18 protein-coding genes, 1 tRNA gene and 1 pseudogene are annotated in these 14,742 nt (G+C 65.1%); 8 read left to right on the top strand and 12 right to left on the bottom strand.

The genetic code is table 11. From position 1 onward, the window contains the following. Nucleotides 1-53: 53 nt before the first annotated feature. From AB0J90_RS04255 to AB0J90_RS04230, 6 genes are all read right to left on the bottom strand, one after another. Nucleotides 54-428 (bottom strand): VOC family protein, encoded by a 375-nt coding sequence (locus AB0J90_RS04255; RefSeq protein ID WP_363591988.1) that lies wholly within the window; start codon nucleotides 426-428, stop codon nucleotides 54-56. A 101-nt stretch (nucleotides 429-529) separates the two neighbouring features. Then, nucleotides 530-718: a hypothetical protein gene (locus AB0J90_RS04250; RefSeq protein WP_326556533.1), complete on the bottom strand. Its 189-nt coding sequence runs from the start codon at nucleotides 716-718 to the stop codon at nucleotides 530-532. 76 nt (nucleotides 719-794) lie between these two features. Then, the gene (locus tag AB0J90_RS04245) at nucleotides 795-998 is read right to left on the bottom strand and encodes a hypothetical protein (protein ID WP_326556532.1); all 204 of its coding nucleotides are present in this window, start codon (nucleotides 996-998) and stop codon (nucleotides 795-797) included. Beyond that, nucleotides 995-1,282 carry a hypothetical protein gene (locus tag AB0J90_RS04240; protein WP_363591986.1) on the bottom strand — a complete coding sequence of 96 codons (288 nt, stop codon included), beginning with the start codon at nucleotides 1,280-1,282 and terminating at the stop codon, nucleotides 995-997. Before AB0J90_RS04240 ends, AB0J90_RS04245 begins: the two co-directional genes overlap by 4 nt. 375 nt (nucleotides 1,283-1,657) lie before the next feature. Further along, nucleotides 1,658-1,867 (bottom strand): hypothetical protein, encoded by a 210-nt coding sequence (locus tag AB0J90_RS04235; protein ID WP_363591984.1) that lies wholly within the window; start codon nucleotides 1,865-1,867, stop codon nucleotides 1,658-1,660. 282 nt (nucleotides 1,868-2,149) lie between these two features. Next, nucleotides 2,150-2,356: a hypothetical protein gene (locus AB0J90_RS04230; RefSeq protein WP_363591982.1), complete on the bottom strand. Its 207-nt coding sequence runs from the start codon at nucleotides 2,354-2,356 to the stop codon at nucleotides 2,150-2,152. A gap of 131 nt (nucleotides 2,357-2,487) precedes the next feature. Here AB0J90_RS04230 and AB0J90_RS04225 point away from each other — a divergent pair, with 131 nt between their 5' ends. Together AB0J90_RS04225 and AB0J90_RS04220 are read left to right on the top strand one after the other, a co-directional pair. Continuing rightward, the gene (locus AB0J90_RS04225) at nucleotides 2,488-3,276 is read left to right on the top strand and encodes a GntR family transcriptional regulator (RefSeq protein WP_363591980.1); all 789 of its coding nucleotides are present in this window, start codon (nucleotides 2,488-2,490) and stop codon (nucleotides 3,274-3,276) included. Next, nucleotides 3,273-3,830 carry a GCN5 family acetyltransferase gene (locus AB0J90_RS04220; protein WP_363591979.1) on the top strand — a complete coding sequence of 186 codons (558 nt, stop codon included), beginning with the start codon at nucleotides 3,273-3,275 and terminating at the stop codon, nucleotides 3,828-3,830. Before AB0J90_RS04225 ends, AB0J90_RS04220 begins: the two co-directional genes overlap by 4 nt. A 351-nt stretch (nucleotides 3,831-4,181) precedes the next feature. Here AB0J90_RS04220 and AB0J90_RS04215 read toward each other — a convergent pair whose 3' ends face one another. Continuing rightward, complete coding sequence (locus tag AB0J90_RS04215) at nucleotides 4,182-4,916, bottom strand: hypothetical protein (RefSeq protein ID WP_363591977.1); 735 nt, start codon at nucleotides 4,914-4,916, stop codon at nucleotides 4,182-4,184. Between the two features lie 400 nt (nucleotides 4,917-5,316). Here AB0J90_RS04215 and AB0J90_RS04210 point away from each other — a divergent pair, with 400 nt between their 5' ends. The 5 genes and pseudogenes from AB0J90_RS04210 to AB0J90_RS04190 all read left to right on the top strand — a co-directional run bounded on the left by AB0J90_RS04210 (nucleotide 5,317) and on the right by AB0J90_RS04190 (nucleotide 8,841). Then, nucleotides 5,317-5,862 carry a UTRA domain-containing protein gene (locus AB0J90_RS04210; RefSeq protein ID WP_363591975.1) on the top strand — a complete coding sequence of 182 codons (546 nt, stop codon included), beginning with the start codon at nucleotides 5,317-5,319 and terminating at the stop codon, nucleotides 5,860-5,862. Next, nucleotides 5,855-6,064: pseudogene (locus AB0J90_RS04205) on the top strand (winged helix-turn-helix domain-containing protein); the annotation flags it as partial. The gene AB0J90_RS04210 and the pseudogene AB0J90_RS04205, both read left to right, overlap by 8 nt. 34 nt (nucleotides 6,065-6,098) lie before the next feature. After that, the gene (locus AB0J90_RS04200; protein WP_363591973.1) at nucleotides 6,099-6,485 is read left to right on the top strand and encodes a UTRA domain-containing protein; all 387 of its coding nucleotides are present in this window, start codon (nucleotides 6,099-6,101) and stop codon (nucleotides 6,483-6,485) included. Between the two features lie 230 nt (nucleotides 6,486-6,715). Further along, nucleotides 6,716-7,897 (top strand): AAA family ATPase, encoded by a 1,182-nt coding sequence (locus AB0J90_RS04195; RefSeq protein ID WP_363591971.1) that lies wholly within the window; start codon nucleotides 6,716-6,718, stop codon nucleotides 7,895-7,897. Nucleotides 7,898-7,944: 47 nt separating this feature from the next. Beyond that, the gene (locus AB0J90_RS04190; protein ID WP_363591969.1) at nucleotides 7,945-8,841 is read left to right on the top strand and encodes a hypothetical protein; all 897 of its coding nucleotides are present in this window, start codon (nucleotides 7,945-7,947) and stop codon (nucleotides 8,839-8,841) included. Nucleotides 8,842-9,621: 780 nt separating this feature from the next. Here the strand turns inward: AB0J90_RS04190 and AB0J90_RS04185 are convergent. The 5 genes from AB0J90_RS04185 to AB0J90_RS04165 form a co-directional block, all read right to left on the bottom strand. Next, a tRNA-Val gene (locus tag AB0J90_RS04185) sits at nucleotides 9,622-9,696 on the bottom strand. 151 nt (nucleotides 9,697-9,847) lie between these two features. Further along, nucleotides 9,848-10,312 carry a peroxiredoxin gene (locus AB0J90_RS04180; RefSeq protein WP_363591967.1) on the bottom strand — a complete coding sequence of 155 codons (465 nt, stop codon included), beginning with the start codon at nucleotides 10,310-10,312 and terminating at the stop codon, nucleotides 9,848-9,850. 91 nt (nucleotides 10,313-10,403) lie between these two features. After that, nucleotides 10,404-10,841 carry a DUF3052 domain-containing protein gene (locus AB0J90_RS04175; RefSeq protein ID WP_326556520.1) on the bottom strand — a complete coding sequence of 146 codons (438 nt, stop codon included), beginning with the start codon at nucleotides 10,839-10,841 and terminating at the stop codon, nucleotides 10,404-10,406. Between the two features lie 111 nt (nucleotides 10,842-10,952). Continuing rightward, nucleotides 10,953-13,355: a transketolase C-terminal domain-containing protein gene (locus AB0J90_RS04170; RefSeq protein ID WP_363591965.1), complete on the bottom strand. Its 2,403-nt coding sequence runs from the start codon at nucleotides 13,353-13,355 to the stop codon at nucleotides 10,953-10,955. A gap of 64 nt (nucleotides 13,356-13,419) precedes the next feature. Beyond that, a complete protein-coding gene (locus AB0J90_RS04165; RefSeq protein ID WP_326563199.1) occupies nucleotides 13,420-13,821 on the bottom strand; it encodes a MarR family winged helix-turn-helix transcriptional regulator in 402 nt (133 codons plus the stop codon). Nucleotides 13,822-14,186: 365 nt separating this feature from the next. Between AB0J90_RS04165 and AB0J90_RS04160 the strand changes: the two genes are divergently transcribed. After that, complete coding sequence (locus AB0J90_RS04160) at nucleotides 14,187-14,696, top strand: MarR family transcriptional regulator (protein ID WP_363591963.1); 510 nt, start codon at nucleotides 14,187-14,189, stop codon at nucleotides 14,694-14,696. Nucleotides 14,697-14,742: the final 46 nt, after the last annotated feature.

The following is a 14,742-nucleotide window of genomic DNA, read 5'->3' as shown; positions in this document are numbered from 1 at the left end:
GTCCCGACCCAGGCCCACCGGCCCTGTGCCGTCGCCGTCGGCGCCGACAGAGGTTACCGACGCGGGAGTGGGGAGCCGATCCGGTGCAGGGTTCCGTCCGGGTCGACAAAGGCGAACTCCCGCAGGCCGTACGGGGTGTCGCGCGGTTCGAGCAGGCGCCCCTCCACACCCGACGCGGCCCATTCGGTGTGCAGGGCGTCGGCGTCGGAGACGTAGAGGTACACCGTTGCTGCCGTACGGAGGGGGTCGTGTTCGGCCCACTCCGTCAGGTGCAGTGACACGTTGCCGCGCTCGACGAAGCCGTACCGCTCGCCGCCCTCGTAGGGGTGGGCGGTGAAGCCCAGCCGCCGGTAACGATCGAGCGCGGCGTCCAGGTCGAGTACGGGCACCACCGGCGCAACGTCCTCGAACGTGATCTCCTCGGCCATCCGCCCCTCCCCCGTCACAAACGCGCTGGTCAGAACCGTACAACTCCGAACCGCCCCCGCCGAGTCCCGCCCAGCGTGGCAAAGCCGACCGGCGAAAACGGCTATTCCGAAGGGGCCGGGCCGGCGGCCCGTACCGCGGTTGCCCAGTTCAGTTGGGGGCAGCCTTCCGGGGTGCACTGCCGGCAGGTGCCGGGGTGCCAGGAGTTGCCGCCGGCCTGGTGCTGCTGCCAGGTCAGGTCGGCCGACGCTCGGATGGCGTCGGCGTTGACCGGTTCCGGGTGCTGACTCATCAAACGGTGACTCCGTCGGGTCTGGTGCGCGTACGCGACGCACGCGCAAGCAGGGCAAACTCTGGATACTGGACCGCTAGATCAGGTGTACGCGGTCGTGGGTACCGTCCGGCTGGACGATCGTGAAATGTCCTTCGGGCGCCAGGTCGGCCATCAGCGACGCCAACCGCAACGCGAAGTTGACCGCGTCGGTCCGGTTGGCGTGCACGTCGCCGAGCCTGGTCAGTGCCGCCTCGGCCGCCGGGGTCAAATTGACGGTCACCTTGATCAGCCCGCTCATCGCGTACGCCTTGCCGGAACCCAGCCGATGAAGCGCTCGTACAGCGCACGTGGGTCGGGTGGCGGTCCGATGGCCGGGTCGATCGTGTTCAGGTCGCCGAGCGCTTCGACGAACTGGGAGGCGAGGAAGAGGGTCAGACTGATCGTCTTGTCGCGGTAGCCGCTCGTCAGGTCGAGTCGCGCATCCGCGCACGGCCAAGGGTAGGCGTCGATCCGGCAGATCCACAGCGGCCGGAGCGGCAGATGCATCCCGCTGGACGAGGTCGCCCCGGTCGGCGTCACCATTCGACCGGTCCGACGATGGGCGGGGGCGTCCCCGGCCGATACCCCGTCGGGCAAACTCCGCTCATCGGCGGTCACCGCCTGGTCGGCGTACCCGATAACCGAGCTGCTGCCCGTAGGTGAGCAGCGGCCCGAGGTGCACGGTCGGCGCCGTCGCCCACGCCGGAGGCGTCGGCGGCACGCCGCCCCCAGGCGCGACCGGCGGCGGCACACTCCGCCGCACCGCCCACGGCCACAGGCGACACCACCAGCGGCGGAACCTTCCCGTCGGGCGGGTCCGGTCAGGTTGTGCGGCACGAGGCCCGTCGGCGCGATGCCGCGGCCGAAGCAGCGCCACGTCCGGATCGGCGTGATTCCGGCGTACGCCGTAAAGCCCGCTCACGACCGCTCCTCCTGCTCGGCGGCCAACATCTCCGGATCAGCGAGGCGGCTCTGCGCGCCCCGAAGCCGCCCACAGTCACCCGGCTCGATGCAGTAGTCACACAACCTGTCACCCTCGTGCGCGGCGACAACGTTGCGCGCCTGTTGCATCAGCGCAGGCCAGAGCGACCGGCTGTAGGTGAGACGGATCGGACTCGACTCACTCATACCGACCGCCAGTGCGACCCACGGTTCTCCGGCCACCTCGCCCGCGTCCCGCGCCGCGTCGAGTCAACCGACTCGTCACCCCGTACGGGCAGCGCCTCGGCACCATCCGGCACGGCCGCCCTCAGGTAACCACCGGACCGACCCCCGTACTGCGTCGCCGGCCCCACCCGATCCGGCTGCGCAGCAGCCCGCACAAACCAACGCCATCGCATCGCGTACCTCCGTCGTGATGAGCGCAGACCCCTGGTACGGCGAGATGCCCAGGGCTCAGCGCGAGGCTCGTTAGCGGGTCTGTGCCCGCAGGTAGTTGGTCACTCGTTCGGCCGATGCCTCGGCCTGCTCAAGCAAGGTCCGCAGTGGTGAGTGGGTGATGCGGTTGGCCAGGCCACGGGCACTCTCGGCCTGGTCGAGTCCGGCGAGGTGCACCCGAGCCAGCTCCAGAGCGCGGTTGACGCGCTCCATCTCACGGGCCATCTCGCCAGAGTCCATCACCGCTCCGTTGATCAAGTACCAACGTTGCGTTACGTTGGATTGGTACCAACCATTACAGCGACATGGGTCTTCGTCAAGACTGGGACCCTAAGATTCGTACCAACGTGTTACCGAGGTGAGGAGAGCCCGTGCCACCGCTCTACCGGAAGATCGCCACCGAGCTTCGGAAGCGGATCATCTCCGGCGAACTCAGCCCAGGCGACAAGCTGCCGACCGAGACCCAGCTCCAAGACCAGTACGGCGTCTCCCGCAACACCGTCCGCCTCGCGACCGCCCTCCTGCTCAACGAAGGTCTGGTCGAATCCGTCGCAGGTCGAGCCGGCGGCATGGTGATCCGCGAGCGAGTCACCCTGACCTACCACGCCAGCCGCGCCGAGATGCCGCACGGCCTGTGGGCCGAGTCGGACGCCTGGTTCGGTGAAGTCCGCGCTCAAGGCCACGAACCGACACAAGACTTCGAACTACGGATCGAAGCCGTCTCCGCCGCGATCGCCGAACGACTCGGCGTCGAGACTGACTCCACAGTCGCCGTACGCCGCTGCATCCGCCGAGTCAACGGCCAACCGTCATCGGTCCAGTCGAGCTACTACCCGATGGACCTCTGCGAGAGCGTGCCGGAGCTGCTGTCGCCACGGGACATTCCGCATGGCACGACACGGCTGCTCGCAGAGCGCGGTTACCAGCAGCTCGGCGCCGAAGATGAGCTGGTCGCGGCAATGCCGACGCCGGACGAGGTCAGCCTGCTTCGCCTTAATCCGGGCACGCCGGTCCTGCACTACATCCGAACCGGCTTCACCGCCGACCAGCCAGTCCGCGTATCGGTCACGACGTTCGCGGGCGATCGCAACCGAGTCGTCTACACGCTGGGCGAGGCAGATGTGATCGCTAGGTTCCGCGACCGGGACTCGGCCGAATGATCATCACTCGTGCCGAGTTGGCCGACGTCGACATCATCATGTCGTGGCGCCGCGAGCGGGTCGCCTGGCTGACCGCGCGTGGCGAGGAGCAGTGGTCGATCCCGCTCCCCCGATCCGCGGTCGCCGCCACCGTGTCCGCAGGGCAGACCTGGCTCGTCTGGGACGGCCAGGAACCCATCGCCACCATCACCCTGACCGCCTACGTCGACGTCGACTCACTCTGGAAACCCGACCGCGACCCCGAAGCGCTCTGGTACCCGGAGGACGACCCAGCCGACGCGCTCTACGTAGCAAAGATGATGATCCCGCTGCGCTACGCCGGAGCCGACCTCGGCGGCGAAATGCTGGACTGGGCCGGCGGACGCGCGTACGACGCCGGGCTGACCTGGCTAAGGCTCGACGCGTGGACAACTAACAGACGCCTGCACGACTACTACCTAGGGCAAGGCTTCCGGCACGTTCGCACGATCGAATCTCGGGTATCTGGTGCATGCTTCTCACGGCCTGCTCAGCCGTACGTCGGCACGAGGCTGAAGACTGAGTCGGGCGCGTGAGTAGCGCTTGACGAGCTGGCCACAGCTCGGACCTAGTCGCCGCCATCCCGCTCAAATACCTGCCTGGCCGATGCCCCTCGATGCCGCTCGCCCCTGTGCGCCGACCACTTGGCGTTGAACTGACACCAGCAGCCGACCTATCCGACATGAGGTAGTCATTCAGGCATTGAGCTGCGGAAACGTTTGTCGTCGATGGTCAACGTTAGTCATCGTCGGTCCACCTTTGACGGCCTGGAAAGGGCCGTATTCGACCTGCTCACCAATGATTGATGACACGGCCTGTTCTCAAGCGCACTGTGGCTCTCGCGGCTGCCGGCGTTGCTCCGCACCACGGCGAGTGACTGGCACGTCCTACGCATCGGGTAAAACCGCATCCCCAGAACCTGAACCCATTTTTCTCTTCTTCCGGTCAGCCCGTAGCTGCCGGTACGTGCCTATCGGATTGACAGATATCCAGATCTCACCGACAGCCATGGCTGCCAAAGCAACAGTTATTACGGCTGCCATTCGGGGGATCCAGGTGGGCAAGTCCTGCCTCGCAGCAAGCACAAACTGCCCCAGCCCCAGTACCCATAGCGGTAGCATGAGCGCGCCAAGCGTATTGAAAAAGAAGGTGAAGGTTCCGAAAATCAGCGCGCCTTTGCCTCTCGAAAAGAAAGTGACCCGAAGACTTCTTTCGAAGTACGAGTTTGGCACAAGAAAGCTTTCCAGCCCATTTTCATAGAGACTGGGATAGCGAATTTTGATAATCTCATCGTGCATCGCAACAGACGCACGCAAATCGCTGATTAACTTAGCGGTCAGATACAGGAAATATGCGGTAGCAACATGCACCCCAACCAGTAGGTAACCTACTGATTTCAACTTCACAAATCCTACGCTCGCTTCGGCTACCTCCCCTGCCGCAATCAGCGCGCACACAACTCCGAGCAAGACGGAAGTGCCGACACTGCGGCGAATTCTCTGCTCAATGTCCCTGTGGCTAAGGCGCAGGTCGTTGAGGATATCCCGCGTCGTCTCGTCATCGATATAATCCTCACTAAACGCGCGATTGACTCGCCAACGCACTTCACTGACGACGCTCACAGGTCTCCCCAGCCACCATCGTTGATTGGTCAAGACCTCCGACGTTACGAACCTTCCGCCAGTCGAAGCCATCCCGTACGCCGTCGACCCGCACTTTGTGGAGCGGGCCGGCGTCCGGGGCGCCATGACAAGCGGACTTTGACGCCCGGACGGACGCTGGCGCCTCGGGCGATGGCCTGCTCGGCTCCGGCAAGTGCATGGGGGCGGGTGGCATCCCACCTCAACCACCCACGATCCACTGGCGACAGGCGGCGCTGGCCTCACCGGGCATACCGGGGCCGGGGGGGATTCCAGCCGGAGGCGCAGTAACCGCACCCCCCGCACTCCCCCGGCAATTCCCCGACTGCGCGGCCTCGGCATCGGGCAACATGATCGAGGGCCACCTCTGTAGGTAGTAGCGATGAGCACCCCGCGCTGGACCAGCACGTCCGACCCCTACGTCACGCCCGGAACCGGCGATGCGTGGGCGAACGAGGCTGCGGCTCGTGGCCGTGCTGGCACCCAGCAACTCCTGGGCATTGAGACACTGACCCCCGAAGCGCCCATCCGCACCGCCCTCAACCTGGGCGAGGAGGGTCGAGCTGTGGTCCGGCGCCGGCTGATCCTGGAGGACGACCAGCCAGTGGAGCTGGCCGACTCCTACTACCCGTTCTGGCTGGCCGGCGGCACTCCGCTCGCCGAGAACCGGAAGATCCGGGACGGCGCCATCGGCGTGCTCGCGCAGCTCGGACACGCGGCAGCCGTGGTCACCGAGCACATCACCGCCCGCCAACCGACCGAGGCGGAACGGAGACTGCTCGGTGTCGACGCGGACGAACCTCTGCTCGTGATGAGGCGACTGAGCCGGAACACAGACGGCACACCAGTCGAGTACGTCGTGACCCACACTGTCTCTCGACTGTCCCCCGGCTTCACCTACCAGATGCAGGTATCCCCCGATGACTGAGCCCACGGGCGAGCAGACCCGCGATCGACAGCAACAGATCGCAGCGGACCTGCGCGCCCTCATCCTGTCCGGAGACCTCGCACCCGGCGAACAACTCCCGGCGACCGCCGCACTCACCAAGCAGTACGGCGTCACCAACCAAACCGTGCAGCGAGCGCTACGCATCCTGAAAGACGAAGGCCTTGTCGAAGGCCAGACCGGACGAGGCGTCTTCGCCACCAGCCAACGCCCCGTACGTGATCCGAAGCGACCACTACCCGCGCCCGGCACCGGACGGCCAGCCGTACCCGTGGGTCAACGACCCGAGCCGGAACGGACAGACCGGTTCGAGCCAGCTCATCGCGGTGGACGAACGGCCCGCTCCGATGCAGGTCGCCGCAGCATTCGGCATCAACAAGGGCGAGCCCGTGGTGATGCGACACCAGTCGCTCCTGCTCGACGGCGAACCCGTCGAACTGGTCTGGTTCCGAGGTCAGCACCGATTGAGACAACGCCGACACGTAGACTGCGCTGCCCTTGCCTGTTTCAAGACCACGCCGATCAAGGCGCTGAGCAGCACAAATAGCGGATGGGTCGGGCGGGACAACACGGTGCGACAGGTGATGCGTTCGCCGTCTACGTGAACGCGCTGGATTTCTCCTTCGCGACGCGGATGCGACCCATGGACTGCCGGGACTGTCGTATAGCTGACGATTCGCTCGAACCTACGGTCGTAGCGACGGAGCCGGCTGCTATGGAAGGCTAGGTGCTCCGTTGTTCCGAGCGGTACCTTAGGGACAGTTCGCCAGGTGATTGAATAACTGAGGATTGACTAACCGAAGCCCTTACCAAAACAGCCAAGGATGCAGGAACAGTGGCGAAGCTGCTAGAAGCGAAGGTTTCCGGACTTGCTGGCAGGCCCGGCAACGTCCACATCGTATTTCACCGCGACCTCAACGTGTTCTGGGGCATGAATGGGTCAGGAAAAACCTCATTCCTCAAGATTCTCCATAGCGCCCTGACGGGCAACCCTAGCAGCATTGCCAGAGTTCCCTTTCGCTCCGCAGAAATCACGTTTGAGCACAACGGAAAATCGGTGACACGGACGGTCAGGAAGGCAGCGCGGCAAAGCGACCTGACATCCGATGAGCAAGAGTTTTGGGCATTCATGGAAGAAGAAAAAGTCTCCGAGGAGGAGAAACGCGCTTTTCTTGCCGAGGTTTCTCGCAAGCTTCAGTGGAAAACCACTCCGGATCCCAGACATGACCGCGCCTTTCCTCACGGCTACCTCCCAATTTCCAGGATGACGGATCTCGCACACGCGGGTTACCGGCACGGCGTCCCACCTCGCGAATCGACCGGCCTGCTAAATGAAACAATCATTGACGAGGAATTTGCCCGACAAACAACAGCACTTTGGCGAGACTACAGCAACGCGGCACTTATCCGTATTAGGCAAGTTCAGGAACAGGGCCTGGCTGAAGTGCTTTCAGCGGTTCTTAGCGGTGAACGATCTCGGCCTCGTTCGCGAGCTGTTATTCCTAGCGAAATTGCATACGAACTGGTGACCTCGTTCTTCGAGGGACAACGAATCGCTCCCCAGCTCGCTTCGCCTGGGAAATTCGTTGAGAATTACGAGAGGAACCCTCTGTTACAAGATGTCGTAACACGAATTTCGGAGATCCAGCACTTAATCAACGTGGCGCAGGCGCCTCAACAGCGCTTGATAGAGATGTTTGCGGCACTATTCCCACGGAACAAGCGACTGATTTTGGATCCCCGACAAGGTCTCGGGGTGAGAATTGGCGATGAACGCATCCCCCTCGAATCCCTCTCAAGTGGCGAGAAGCAGATCGTTCGACTCTTACTCGAATGTCTTGCCGCTCGCTCCAACGCGATTCTCATCGACGAACCCGAACTATCCCTACACGTCGACTGGCAAAACAAGCTTGTCTCATTCATGCACCTAATCAACCCAGATGCCCAGCTAATCCTAGCGACCCATTCACCAGAGGTGATGGCAAATGTGGACAATCATAAGGTGTTTGAGCTTTGAACCGTAAACTTTCCTATACCCCAGGGGGTTTCGCGAAGCGTGTCCGGATGTCAAAAGAAGCTGCCCTATTTATCGTGGTGGAGGGGCGAGACTTCGATACCTCATTCTACGAGGGAGTCGCCGCATCCAGCAGTTACGTTACCGAGCGCGGCTACCAAGTATGGCTAATAGAGCAGATCACCCGGCGCGTTGCGGCGTCCGGCGAAGAAAGAACCACCGGAGGAAAGACGGCGGTTATGGCAGTGTACGAGGAGTACAAAAAGTCTGACTCGCTTTCCGTGACTAATTCTGGCGGCCGACGTTCGATTGCCTTCTGCATAGACAGAGACGTTGACGACATCGCGAAGTCGACACGCCGGTCACGTCATGTTATTTATACACCAATGGCCGATGCCGAATCGTGCGCGTACATCTATAGCGACTTCGCGCAGGCAATTGGCCGTGCGGCATCTCTAGACGGTGACAGTGCACGAGCGTTTGCCAGCCGAAACGCCAACTGGGCCACCGAACTTTCCCATATCTGGTTGGACTGGATCGAGTTGTGTTGTCTTGCCGCAGCACATCGGGCTTTCTGTCATGTGGGTACCACTAAAAAGTCTGTAGTCAACGACGGGTTGTTCGGACCTCCCATAGAGGCTGAGGTAGCGCAAACGAGGCAAGTGATTCTGTCGAAGTCTCAACTCCCTACCTCGGAACACGCTAACTTGGAGCGAAGAGTTAAAGACCGCCTGCGGCGAGTCTACTCCGCCGGGCAGTCACAGCGACTTTTAGGAAAACATTGGATACCTGAATACTTGATGCACCTCCTGTCGACCCAATTTGATGGCTCGCCCGTCACGCTGCGCAATTTCAAGCATCGCGCGCCTATGGCATTCTTAGGGGTCCTCGACTTCGGCGGCAGTTGGGCAGACTACTATCGGAAGAAATTCGAAGACCTCATTTGAGTTCCTGCCATCGACTCATTCACTGAAGACGGCCCGGTGTCCGGCGCAGCATCTACTCTGGCCGCGCGGCGATGCTTAGATTACTTAAATCGGCGCCTGACTACTGCGCAGAGATGGCGAAGTGTCAATGACAGCAATTGTTCCGGCCTGCGGGCAGCTCTCCGAACAGGTCGCGTGGCTCAGCCCCATAGGCCAGGCAGTAAAGGCGACGATAAACGGAGTCCGTGATGGCAAATCGCCCACTTTCATGCCGGTATCTCGCCTTTTCGGTCGCCTCGACGGTTGGCGTATCGCGTAACCCTTCCCGCTGGCCCATCCCGCGCAGCTCACGCGCTGCCCGTTTGCTCGAATCCCAACCTACGGCCTTACGGCGGTTTGCCGGGACGAAATCGGCCTGACCCTCCTTGGTTGCTCCGGGGACACAGCTCATGTCCTTCCATGTCCGTACGTGAGATCTGCCCGTCAGGCCAGTTTGAAGCAGGCTCATTGGTGGCATGTGGCCACTCGGTCTGTGCCTTCATCTGCCCGAATTGGAACCTGCCCAGCTATACCCCGTGGTTATAGCTCGGGGTGCTCAGGGTTGGGTTACAGGGTGCCCAGCGAACTCCAATCCTGACGTCCCACACAGCCGGGAAGGTTGCCCTGCACCGTCTCGTCTGTCTTCCTCGGCTCAGAGCCAACTCAAGGACATCACCAAGCGGGGCGCCGGACTGCTTCTAGGATGAATTGAGATGATGCACGCCGCCGATAATCCTGCGGCCCATCGCGTCCCTGTTGAGGTGGTGGGCGCGGCAGGTTTCGAACCTGCGACCCCTCGCTTGTAAGGCGAGTGCTCTCCCACTGAGCTACGCGCCCGGAACGCTCGTACGTGCAGCGTCCGGCGGCGGCAAGCTTACCCTGCCGCGTGGTTCCGGGTCACCTGAGGCGGCGTACCCCGGAGTTTAGATCTTGGAAGCTCCCCGCATCCCCACGCGGGGAACCTCCCAAGACCACGCTGAGACCCTGGTCAGGCGGTGGCCGCGGCCAGCGCCTTGCGCCAGCCTGCCTGGTCGCGGGCTTCGCCGGGGGCGTTCATCTCGGCGAAGCGGACCACGCCCGCCCTGTCGATCACGAAGGTGCCCCGGTTGGCGTACCCCTTGACGTCGTTGAAGACGCCGTACGCCTGGGCCACCTCGCCGTGCGGCCAGAAGTCGGCCAGGAGCGGGAACTCGTAGCCCTGCTCGATGGACCAGACCTTGTGGCTGTAGACCGAGTCGACGCTGACCGTCAACAACTGGACGTTGTCGTTGACGTACTCGCCGAGGTTGTCGCGTGCCTCGGACAGCTCGCCCTGGCAGGTGCCGGAGAAGGCCAGTGGGTAGAAGACCAGCAGTACGGTCCGCCGTTCCCGGAAGTCCGAGAGGCGTACCTCCTGGTTGTTCTGGTCCTTCAGCACGAAGTCGGGCGCCTGGGCACCAACCTCGATCGGCATGGATCGGCTCCTGTCGCGAATGGCACGCGGATCAACCGAGCACCGGTCTCCCCCGACCGGCACCCCGCCTTCTCCGCACTGGGTGGTGACGCTACTTCTTCACTTTGGCTCCCCGGCGCAGGACCAGACGGGCCCCGCTCCAGTCCTTGCCGGCGTTGATCGTGGAGGTCTGCTGGAGACCGGCGGTAGGTGCCGACTCACTCACCTCACTCGGCTCGACGTGGCCGTCACGTCCAGCCTTGGGCGTCAACAGCCACACCACGCCGTTGTCGGCCAGTGGGCCGAGGGCATCCACGAGAAGCTCGAAAAGGTCGCCGTCGCCGTCCCGGTACCAGACCAGTACGGCGTCCACCACCTCGTCGGTGTCCTCGTCGACCAGCTCCCCGCAGCGGTCGGTCAGGGCGTCACGGAGTTCCTGGTCGACATCCTCGTCGTAACCCATCTCCATGACGACCATGCCCGGCTCGATGCCGAACCGGTCCGCCAGGCTCCGTACTCCGTCGGCGGCCTGACCAGCGGTCGCGCTCACTGTCGCGTGCCTCCTCATCTCAGCTACACCCCGGCACCAGTCGGTGCCGATAGGGCAAAGTCCACACAGTTGTGCCGCCCGGCGCAAGTGGCGCACCGAGTGGATGCGAATTTACCGTGCCAGCAGCGTACGGGCACCCTGGGTAATGGCATCTTCGGACACCAGCACCTCGCGCGCAGCCGGACCTAAGGGTACAAACGAGTCAATTGACGCAACGCGTCGCACAACACCCACATATCCAGCATCCACCAGGCCGGCGACCACGCCCTCACCGACCCCTCCGGACCGGCGTGTCTCGTCCACGACCAGCACCCGACCAGTGGCGGAAGCCTCCCGGAAGATGTCCGCGACCGGCAGCGGGGCCAGCCACCGCAGGTCTACCACCCGCGTCCCGATGCCCTCCTCGGCCAGCCGGGAGGCGGCTCGCAGGGACATGCGTACGCCGTTACCGAAAGTGATGATCGTGATGTCTTCGGCCGACCCTACGCCGTAGACCCTGGCCCGGCCGATCGGCACGTGTCCGCTGGCCCAGCCGCCCGGCCCCAGGTAGGGCGCCAACCACTCCTCGTCACCCTCAGCGTAAAGATCACGCGTGTGGTAGAGCGCGATCGGCTCCAGGAAGACGCAGACGGTCCCGTCGACCGCGGCACTGGCCAGGCACGAGCGCAGCATCGGCGCGGCGTCGTCGGGCCGCGACGGCACCGCGAGCACAAGACCGGGAACATCCCGGAGTACGGCAACCGAGTTGTCGTTGTGGAAGTGCCCGCCGAACCCCTCCTGGTACGCCAGCCCCGCCACCCGTACCACCATCGGGTTCCGGTAGGCCCCCTTGGAGAAGAACTGCATGGTGGCGGCCTCGCCGCGCAACTGGTCCTCGGCGTTGTGCAGGTACGCCAGGTACTGGATCTCCGGGACCGGCAGCATCCCGCCCAGCCCGGCACCGAGCCCCAACCCGAGCACGCTCGTCTCGTCCAGCAGCGTGTCGAAGACCCTGGAGGCGCCGAAGCGGTCCCGCAGCCCCTTCGTCACCCCGTACACCCCGCCCTTGGCGGCCACGTCCTCGCCGAAGACGGTCATCCCCGGGTAGTCGAGCATCCCGTCGGCCAGGGCGGCGTTGATGGTCTGTGCCAGGGTCAGCGGTCCCGCCGCCTCGGGCAGCCGGTCACCGAACGCGGCAGCCCGTGCGGCGGCCCCCGGCCCCGCCCCCCAGGTCCCCGCCTCGGCGACCGTACGGGAGACGCGTACGGGCCGGCGTGGGGCGAGCGGGGCGACGATGTCGGCGGCGCTGGTCAGCTTGGCCTCGCCGAGCACCTCCTCGGCGACCTTGCGCACCTGCCAGCCGACCGCGTCGTAGCGCGCGATCACCTGCTCCGGGGTGGCGAGCCCCGCTTCCACGATCAGTTTGGCGGTGCCGATCAGCGGGTCCCGTCCGAGGTCCCGCTGCAACTCGCTCGCCGGCCGGTACGCCACCTCGGCGTCCGCCCCCGCGTGTCCCATCAGCCGCACCGTGGACAGGTGCAGGACGGCCGGGCGCCGGTGCCGGCGTACCCATGCTGCTGCCTCGCTGGCCACGTCGTACGCCTGGGCCAGGTCGCAGCCGTCGGCGGAGAAGTACCGGATGCCGGGCTTCGCGGACAGCGCGGCGGCCACCCACCCGTCCGGTGACCGGACGCTGATCCCCAGCCCGTTGTCCTCGCACACGAAAAGTACGGGGATGCGCAGGCCGGTGTGGTCGCACCAGCCCGCCGTGTTGAACGCGGCCGTGGCGCTGGCGTGGTTGACCGAGGCGTCCCCGAACGAGCAGACCACTATCGCGTCCGCCGGCCAGGCCGCTCGTGCCTCGGCGGCAGCCGTACGGGCGTCGGTGAGCCGGCTCTGGTTGCCGGCCCGGTGCCGCGCTGCGGGGTTGGCGGCGCCCCGGCGCAGGCGTTCGACGGCGAAGCCGACACCGACCGCCCGGGGCAGGTGGGAGGCGATGGTGGAGGTGGTCGGGATGATGTCGAGCGCGGCGTTGCCGAAGACCTTGTGCCGGCCACCGGCGATCGGCTCCTCGACCGAGGCGACGATCCCGCGCAGCACGTCCCGAGCCGCGTTCGCGATCGGATCACCGAACATCGTGCCCGGAGCCTCGTCGGCCCGGTCACCGTCACCCGCCAACGCCGGTACGGCGGCAGCCTGGGCCATCCTGGCCGCGTAGAAGGCACCGGAGCGGTAGTGCAGCAGGGCAGGGTCGGTGGCGCGTACGGCGGCGGCCACCGCGGCGTTGCCCTCGTGGCCGGCGGAACCGATCGTGTAGAAGCCCTCACCGAAGCTGCGCAGCCAGCGCGCGGCGAGGTCGAGGTGCCGGCTGGTGAGCTGGGCGTCGAACAGCTCCATGGCACGTACGCCGGTGAGCGTGGTGCCGTCGCGGACCGGCCCGTCGGCCGAGCGTACCGGGGTGGGTACGACCAGACCGCCGACCGCCTCCCGGAACCGATCGTCGAGATCTTGAGGGGTGGTCACGTCGGACAGCATTACCGACTTGTGCCACCACTGACCACTCAGACACGGCCGCCGCGCTGCGGATGTGGCGCGCCGATCAGCCCAGTGCGGGTTCTTCCGGACAGCCGCCGTCGGAAACCTTCCACATCAGGGTGCGCAGGGTGGCCAACTCGTCGGCGCTGAGCCCGGCCAGCAGTCGGGAGTCCGACATGATCCGCCCGACCCGTTCGCGTACGTCCCGGCCCTCGTCGGTGACGACCAGGGTGCGCAGCCGACGGTCGGCCGGGTCGACCTGACGTCGTACGAGTCCGAGCCGCTCTAGTTTGTCCACCAGCATGGTGATGTTCGACGGGTCGCAGTCGAGCCGCTCGGCCAGGTCGCGGGCGGGCAGGGGCCGGTCCGGGTCGAGTTCGTGCAGCGCGTTCGCGACCGCCGGGGTCAGCCCGAGTTCGGCCAGGTCGAGGTCCATGAAGTGCCGCATCGCCCCGGACACGTGCATGATCCGGCGCACCACCTCACCGGCCACCCCACCATTGCCGGTCGGGCCTGCCGTGACCGCCGCGTGGACAGCCGTGGCTGCGGCAGCCGTGGCGGGGGCCGCGTCGGGGTCGCCGATCTGCGCCATGGGCAGGACGGTACCCGCGCATAGACCACCCACCGCCCTCTTATCGCCAAGGTCACGTCCATGATCGTTGCGCGCTGAGCTGTTCTCCGCGCCGCCGTTCCGACAGGTGAGCGCGCACCGATCATGAGCAGGCCGGGCGGGGTGTGTCGGAGTCTTCGGTGGGTGCGACTTCCGGCGGGCGCGGGAGCGGGCAGGGGCTGGACGGGTCGTCGTACGGTTAGTTTGCAAATCATTGAACATTGGGAACAAGCGAGGGATCCGTGGTCGAGTTCTCCCCTGAACGTCGTTACGTCGAGGACGCCGGCATCGTGCTGACCGGACTGGGCCTGCCGCCCGCGTACGGCAAGGTCCTCGGTTGGCTGTTGATCTGCGACCCGCCGTACGCGACCGCCACCGAGATCGCCGAGATGACCGGGCTGTCCAAGGGCTCGGTCAGCACCGGCATCCGGATGTTGGAGAGCACCGGACTGGTACGCAAGGTCGCCAACCCGGGCCGGCGCGGCATCGCCTGGGAACTCATGCCCGACGCGTTCACCCGCGTCGCCGAGTCCGAACGGTTCCGCATCTTCCGTGAACTGATGGACCGAGGCATCGAACTGCTCGGCGGCGAACAGTCACCGCTGACCGACCGGCTCGTCTATACCCGTGACCTCTACGCCTTCGTCGAACGGGAGCTACCCGGCTTCATCGAACGGTTCAAGACCGAACACGCCCGGAAGATGGCGCGACCGGAAGCGGGCGACCGCTAGCGGCGCGTCGAAGACCATCGGGCGCGCCGAACCCATCGGAGAGGAG

Source organism: Micromonospora sp. NPDC049523 (genome assembly GCF_040676775.1).
Classification (GTDB): Bacteria; Actinomycetota; Actinomycetes; order Mycobacteriales; family Micromonosporaceae; genus Micromonospora_G.
The sequence above is the reverse complement of the archived record's forward strand: the minus strand, read 5'-3'. Positions and strand labels throughout refer to the sequence as shown.